This window comes from Comamonas jiangduensis (assembly GCF_030162955.1).
Taxonomy (GTDB): Bacteria; Pseudomonadota; Gammaproteobacteria; order Burkholderiales; family Burkholderiaceae_C; genus Comamonas; species Comamonas jiangduensis.
On record NZ_JARXOV010000023.1, the window covers coordinates 71,112 to 77,693 of the forward strand.

The 6,582-nt window shown below is 59.1% G+C and carries 5 protein-coding genes and 1 pseudogene; 2 read left to right on the plus strand and 4 right to left on the minus strand.

Annotation, left to right across the window (positions count from 1 at the left end):
• Positions 1-117: 117 nt before the first annotated feature.
• Positions 118-1,602, plus strand: a complete 1,485-nt coding sequence (locus tag QEP12_RS15855; RefSeq protein ID WP_284214843.1) for a methyl-accepting chemotaxis protein — start codon at positions 118-120, stop codon at positions 1,600-1,602.
• A gap of 213 nt (positions 1,603-1,815) precedes the next feature.
• Here QEP12_RS15855 and QEP12_RS15860 read toward each other — a convergent pair whose 3' ends face one another.
• From QEP12_RS15860 to QEP12_RS15875, 4 genes are all read right to left on the minus strand, one after another.
• On the minus strand, positions 1,816-2,472 hold the full coding sequence (locus QEP12_RS15860) for an RnfABCDGE type electron transport complex subunit B (protein WP_174863576.1): 657 nt from the start codon (positions 2,470-2,472) through the stop codon (positions 1,816-1,818).
• Positions 2,473-2,477: 5 nt separating this feature from the next.
• On the minus strand, positions 2,478-3,893 hold the full coding sequence (locus tag QEP12_RS15865) for a polyhydroxyalkanoate depolymerase (RefSeq protein WP_284214844.1): 1,416 nt from the start codon (positions 3,891-3,893) through the stop codon (positions 2,478-2,480).
• Between the two features lie 317 nt (positions 3,894-4,210).
• Positions 4,211-5,215, minus strand: coding sequence for a tRNA dihydrouridine(20/20a) synthase DusA (gene dusA, locus QEP12_RS15870; RefSeq protein ID WP_284214845.1), 1,005 nt, complete (start codon positions 5,213-5,215; stop codon positions 4,211-4,213).
• Positions 5,216-5,696: 481 nt separating this feature from the next.
• Complete coding sequence (locus QEP12_RS15875; protein ID WP_174863575.1) at positions 5,697-5,840, minus strand: hypothetical protein; 144 nt, start codon at positions 5,838-5,840, stop codon at positions 5,697-5,699.
• 422 nt (positions 5,841-6,262) lie between these two features.
• Here QEP12_RS15875 and QEP12_RS15880 point away from each other — a divergent pair.
• Positions 6,263-6,582: pseudogene (locus QEP12_RS15880) on the plus strand (signal peptide protein); the annotation flags it as partial.

The window sequence follows — 6,582 nt, forward strand, 5'->3', positions numbered from 1 at the left end:
AGCTTTCACGCGCATTACGTCCCTGCCTAGGACAACTCCTGAGGCACCATTCCTATAGCAACGGTACAAACCTTTGGACACATTGATACAAAGTAGGGCGGGGTAATGCAAAAACCAATGCTTGGGATACTCAGGCGCTGCAAACTGGGCTGGAAGCTGGCACTGGTGGCCTTCAGCGGGCTGCTGGTCATGGCGGTGCTGTGGGGCGGCGCCTACGCGGCTTTCGATACTCAGATGCAGCTGGGCATGGCGCTGGCCGGTGTGTTGTGGTTTTTGTATGTGGTGCACAGCGTCCACCGCAACATCTCCGCAGAAATGGCGCGGCTGCTGTCGGCAATGGAGCAGGCCGCACACGGCAATCTGACGCACCGCATCACTGCCAGCAGCAACGATGAACTGGGCGAGATGGCCAAGTTGCTGGACAGCATGGTGGTGGCGCTGTCGAGCATGGTGGCCGAAATTCGCAGCAATGCCGCCTTGGTGACGCAAGCGGGGCATACGCTGACGCAAGACAACCGCGCACTGGCAGAGCGCACGGAGTTGCAGGCCACCAACGTGGCGCAGACCGTGGTGAGTGTGGAGCAGGTGACGGCAGTGGTGCAAAACAATGCCCAAGCTGCCGCCGAAGCAGACCGCTACACCCACCAATTGCGCAAGGTGGTTGAGCAGGGCAGCGGCGTGATGGAGCAGGCCGTGCAGTCGGTGGAGGCGATTGAGCGCGGCGCGGGCCGTATGTCCGAGATCATTGCGGTGATTGATGGCATCGCATTCCAAACCAATATCTTGGCCTTGAACGCAGCGGTGGAAGCCGCACGGGCAGGCGAGCAAGGCCGGGGCTTTGCGGTAGTGGCCTCCGAGGTGCGCAGCTTGGCGCAGCGCTCAGCAGAAGCCTCCAAGGAAATCCGGGTGCTGATTGAAGCGTCGGTGCAGCAGGTGGCCAGCAGCACACGCCTGATTCGCCAGGCAGGCCAAGGCATGCAGCAAGTGGCGGAGGGGATTCGCAGCGTGGCGGGGCATGTGGAGGCCATCTCCGACTCGGGCAATGCCCAAGGCACGGGGCTGCAGCAAATCAACCAGGCAGTACACGGCATTGACCAAGTGACGCAAGAGAACGCACAGATGGTGCGCCACGTGGTGCAAGAGGCCCAGGCGCTGGAGCAGCGCGCGGCCACCTTGTCGGAAGCGGTGGAGCGCTTTCGGCTGCAGCAGGGCACGGCCGTGGAAGCGGTGGCGCTGGTAGAGCGCGCGGTGGCGCTGTGCCGCATGGGCATGCCGCTGGAGCAATACTGGCTGGCGCTGACCAACCCCCAGCAGCCTTTTCACGACCGCGATATGTATGTTTTTGTGCTGGATGCCTCAGGCCGCTATCTGGCGTTTGGTGGCAACCCCGCCAAGCGCGGCAGCCGTGTGCAGGATGTCAACGGCGTGGATGGCGATGCGCTGCTCAGCGCCATCATTGCGCAAGCCGAGGCTGGACCAGGCTGGGTGGAGTATGACTTTTCCAACCCCATCACCGGCCAGGTGCAGGCCAAGATGTCTTACGTCTGCAAGCAAGACGGCGTGTATCTGGGCTGCGGGGTGTACAAGCGTTTTGCAGGCTAGTTCACGCCGCCACGCTCCGTCTGGCTTGTGCACGGCACTGCGTGCCTGAAACGCGGCGGTTGTAGAGACAGTGGCGGTGGCAGCGACCCACTTGAATAAAGTATGAAAATAGCTTCTAGCGCTTATGGAATAAGCATCAGAAGCTATTTTTTTGATACCGCTATTTTTGCACGACGGCAGCCGCGCTCGCCTGCGTTCCCGCTCTGGCCGTCGTTAGTCTTTATGGCCGCGCAGGCCGCGTGCTTTGGCTAGGGCAGCGGCAATCGCCGCTTTTTTGTCGGGCACCACCTCGGGCACAGGGGCGGTAGCCTGTGCATTCGCGTTGATGCCGTCCTCAGCGATGCCCTGCGCTTGCAAGCGTTGCTGGCGGGCGTGATAGCGCTGTTTGGCGTGCGCGGCCTGTTTGGGCGACCAGGCCTCCCAGCCGGTGCGCTCCCCACTCACGACTTCCAGCTCAATACAGTCCACCGGGCATACGGGAATGCACAACTCGCAACCAGTACAGTGCTGCGGCATGACGGTGTGCATCAGCTTGTTGGCACCCAAAATGGCATCGGTAGGGCAAGCCTTGATGCACAGCGTGCAGCCGATGCACCAGTTCTCATCAATGCGCGCCAGCGTGAGCGGGCCTTCAATGCCAAATTTCGGGTTGAGTGCCGTGGCTGCTTGCCCGGTGATGGCTGCCAAGCGCGCAATGCCTTCAGCACCCCCCGGGGGACATTGGTTGATGGGCGCGCCTTCGTGTGCAATGGCTTGCGCGTAGCGGGCGCAGTCGGGATAGCCGCAGCGTGTGCACTGCGTTTGCGGCAGGGCGGCATCAATGGAAAAAGCCAGTCCGGTGAGGACTGGCTTAGAGGTGAACTCAGGCATTCGGTCTAGCGGCCGCCACGTCGGCGCTTGCTGGAGGTGGGCGCAGGCCTGGCGGTGTTGGGTGTATGAGGAGGAGAGTGTTGCGCAATTTGCGGCGCTGCGTCTTCTGCCAGCACCAATTCCCCATCGTTGACGGGCGCGCTATCGGCCTCGGGTGCGGGGTGGTGGGCGTAAATAAAGCCACGCACTTTGGGGTAGACCATGTCGCGCCAGCGGCGGCCGCTGAAAATACCGTAGTGGCCGGCGCCCATCACGTCGTATTGCAGGCGCAAATGGGCGGGAATGTTGGCACACAGATCTTGGGCCGCATGAGTTTGGCCCGATCCGGAGATGTCGTCCAGCTCGCCTTCAATGGTGAACAGTGCCGTCGTCGTGATGTCTTGAGGCCTGACGCGCTCCAGTGTGCCGTCCGGCGCACGCACATCCCAGGTGCCGTTGACCAAGCTGAAGTCTTGGAACACGGTCTGTATGGTCTCCAGGTAGTAATTGGCATCCATGTCCAGCACGGCGTTGTACTCATCGTAGAACTTGCGGTGCTGCTCTGCGCTGGCGTCGTCGCCCTTGACCAAATCCTTGAAATAGTCGTAGTGGCTGCTGGCGTGGCGGTCGGGGTTCATGGCCACAAAACCGGTGTATTGCAAAAAGCCGGGGTAGACGCGGCGGCCGGCGCCCGGGTAGTTGTTGGGCACGCGGTGGATGACGTTGTTCTCAAACCACTCAAAACTGCGCTGCGTGGCCAGGTTGTTGACCGAGGTGGGTGATCTGCGGGCATCAATCGGGCCGCCCATCATGGTCATGGACAGCGGCGTGGTTTCACCGCGACTGGCCATCAGCGAAATAGCGGCCAGCACCGGCACCGTGGGCTGGCACACGCTGATGACGTGGCAATTGCCGTATTGCTTTTGCAGGTAGCGGATGAAGTCTTGGACGTAGTTGATGTAGTCGTCCAGATGAAATTCACCCTCTTCCTGGGGCACCAGGCGGGCATTCTTCCAGTCGGTGATAAAGACTTTTTGGTCGCTGAGCAGACTTTTGACGGTATCACGCAGCAAGGTGGCGTAATGGCCCGACAGGGGGGCAACCACCAGCACGGGCGGCTGGGTGAGCAGCGTATCCAGCGTTTTGGGGTCATCCGAGAAGCGCTTGAAACGGCGCAGCTCGCAAAACGGCAAATCCATCTCCACGCGTTCCATGATGGTCACGTTCACGCCGTGGACGGGTACGGACGCAATCCCGAATGCTGGTTTTTCGTAGCCCTTGCCCAAGCGGTAAAACAGATCAAACCCTGCGGAGATGCGCTGTGAGAAGGGGCTTTGCGATAGCGGCAGCAAAGGGTTGGTGTAGAGCTTGGCTGTGGCTTGCGCGAAGTCCGCGAACGGTTCAAGCAAGGCACGTTGGGTTTCGTAAAGCTGGTAGAGCATGGCGGGCGATCTCGTTATGTTGCAGTGCAATATAGCAGCATGCGTCTACGAAAAGAAACAGCGTTTTTCTTGATGAGGAGTCGCCGTAGTGACAAAAACCTGTGCGCAGCAGCGCTGGCTTTTGTAGGAGAGAAGCGGGTGCAAGGCGCTTTCGCCGTCGCATGCCTGCTATCACTTGGTAGCCAATCGCCTAAAAAAATAGCTGCTTGCGCATGATTTGTAAGGTTTTCAAGTACATAAGTAGATGAAAGCCAATGAGATAAAGCGCTAGCAGCTATGGTTTTTGAATATTTGAAGAAGACTTTTTAATCTGCCGTCTATCCATCAGGCCGCGTATTGGCAATTTTTGACACTTCCCGCGCCGACAAATGCTTGAGCTTGTGGTCGCTCCACACTTGGCGCCAGCGGCGGGCGCCGGCCAAACCGTGGCGCAAGCCCAGCATGTGGCGGGCAATGCTGTACCAGTGCGTGTCGTGCTCGCGCGCTTCGCGCTCCATGTAGTCGACCATGGCCGCCTCAATGCTCTGGTGGGTGTGCTCGGAAGGGGCTGCGCCAAAATACAACTCGTCCCAGCGGCTCATCCACCAGGGGTTGTGGTAGGCCTCTCGGCCAATCATGACGCCGTCCACCCGTTGCAGTTGTTCCTGCACCACTTCATCGGTCTTGATGCCACCGTTGATGGCAATCGTCAGATGCGGGAATTCGCGCTTGAGCTGGGCCACGATCTCATAGCGCAGCGGCGGAATGTCACGGTTTTCCTTGGGCGACAGGCCCTGCAGCCAGGCATTGCGGGCGTGGACAATAAAGACTTCGCAGCCCGCTTCAGCCACGGTGCCGACAAAGTCGCGCACAAAGTCGTAGCTTTCGATCTTGTCGATGCCAATGCGGTGCTTGACGGTCACGGGAATGCTGACCGCGTCGCGCATGGCCTTGACGCCGTCGGCCACCAGGCTGGCTTCGTTCATCAAGCAGGCACCAAATGCGCCGCGTTGTACGCGCTCGCTGGGGCAGCCGCAGTTCAGGTTGATCTCGTCATAACCCCAGTCCTGGCCAATTTTGGCGGCTTTGGCCAAGTCGCCTGGCTCGCTGCCGCCCAACTGCAGGGCCACGGGGTGCTCTTCCAAGTTAAAGCGCAAATGGCGAGCCTGCTCGCCATGAATCAGGGCGCCGGTGGTGATCATCTCGGTATAGAGCAGGGTGTGCTTGGACAGCAGACGGTGCAAATAGCGGCAATGGCGGTCCGTCCAGTCGAGCATCGGCGCAACCGACATGCGCCAAGGCGATGTAAGGTCTTGTTTTGTTTGTGGTTGTTGTTGAGTCATTGGCATTTTTGGCTGTCTGTAGCACCCTGAAAAACGCCTGAAAAACCTGATTTTCCTTGGTCGGGGCTACAGTCAGTGCTACGAATGATGCTTGTAGCACTGCGCACCATGGGAACCATATCGGCAAGAAAGCGTGAGGATGGATCTACCGCGTACACGGCACAGATTCGCCTTAAAGAGCAAGGCGTTATTGTGCACACAGACGCACAGACCTTCACGAAGAAGGCTTTGGCATAGGCTTGAATGAAACGCCGTGAGGCGGTGCTCTGCGACCCCGCGATGGGCTGGCACCGGGTGGTCATCTGTGACCTTTCGCTCAAGCCATCCATCTTTAGTGAGACGCAGGCTGCCGATAGGCAGGTAGTTACGGCTTTCTTCAGGTGTGCGGCCCCTTCTGAACTGCGTGGACTGCATGCGATGGTCTTGCTTGCTCTTTTGCGCACGCCCTGATGCATCGCGTTGCCAGAAACCATCAGCCTTCTCAAGGCCAAGCGGCAACGCTTTGCGGATAAATGCTGCCGGCGTCTCGTCCAAGCACATTGGGCACAAAATTGGCGCTGTGGTCGGGGTACAGCTTGCGTAGCGCCTCGATCTCTGGGGGCAGCCACGGATGCCTCTTACTCATTCATGAAGTGCTCCAGAAAATAAAAAGCCCGCGCAGTGTGGGCTTGGGGTGTGGCAGCTTTTCTGCGTTTGAACCGGGTGCACGCAGGTGCTGCCGCGGCTTTGTTGCACTCGTGCTGTAGCTGCTCACAGTCTGTGTTCGGCTTGCAGTCCTGGTATAGACGGCTCTGCTGAAGCAAGGCTGCAGCGATTGCTCTACTTAATACTCCCGGTAACATGTTGGCTGCTGAACCGATCAACAAGGTGCCTTTATCGCGTTGTGGGGCTAGGAGTCTTTAAAGGTTAAGGCCCCTCATTCCAACTCTTGAAGGAATCACCATGAAATCGCATCTCCGAATTTTGGCTGTGACGGTGAGTTTGGTCTGTGCTGGTACGGGTTTCGCTCAAACGACTGGCGCGCCAGCGACAAAACCGAGCGCGACAATGAGTACTCCTGCCGCTCCTACGCCCCATGAAGGTGCTGCTGGGATGAAAACCCCAGAGGCCCCCCATGCCGCAACCCCAGCAACGGCTCCAGCAGCACCCATGGCAAAGGGTGAGGCTACGCATCCCGCCAAAACTGACACCCACAAGCCCCCCATGGCTGGTGGTGGGCACGGGAAGGTATGGGTCAACACAAAAACCAAGTCATATCACTGTGAAGGCACCAAGCACTATGGGAAAACCAAGGCTGGCCAGTACATGACAGAAGCGGACGCCAAGGCCAAGGGCTATCACGCTGACCACGGAAAGGCATGCGCTAT

Coding starts and splice junctions, on each gene's coding strand:
- QEP12_RS15865 (WP_284214844.1), bottom strand. CDS start 3,893: ATGCTCTACCAGCTTTACGAAACCCAACGTGCCTTGCTTGAACCGTTC.
- QEP12_RS15860 (WP_174863576.1), bottom strand. CDS start 2,472: ATGCCTGAGTTCACCTCTAAGCCAGTCCTCACCGGACTGGCTTTTTCC.
- dusA (WP_284214845.1), bottom strand. CDS start 5,215: ATGACTCAACAACAACCACAAACAAAACAAGACCTTACATCGCCTTGG.
- QEP12_RS15855 (WP_284214843.1), top strand. CDS start 118: ATGCTTGGGATACTCAGGCGCTGCAAACTGGGCTGGAAGCTGGCACTG.
- QEP12_RS15875 (WP_174863575.1), bottom strand. CDS start 5,840: ATGAGTAAGAGGCATCCGTGGCTGCCCCCAGAGATCGAGGCGCTACGC.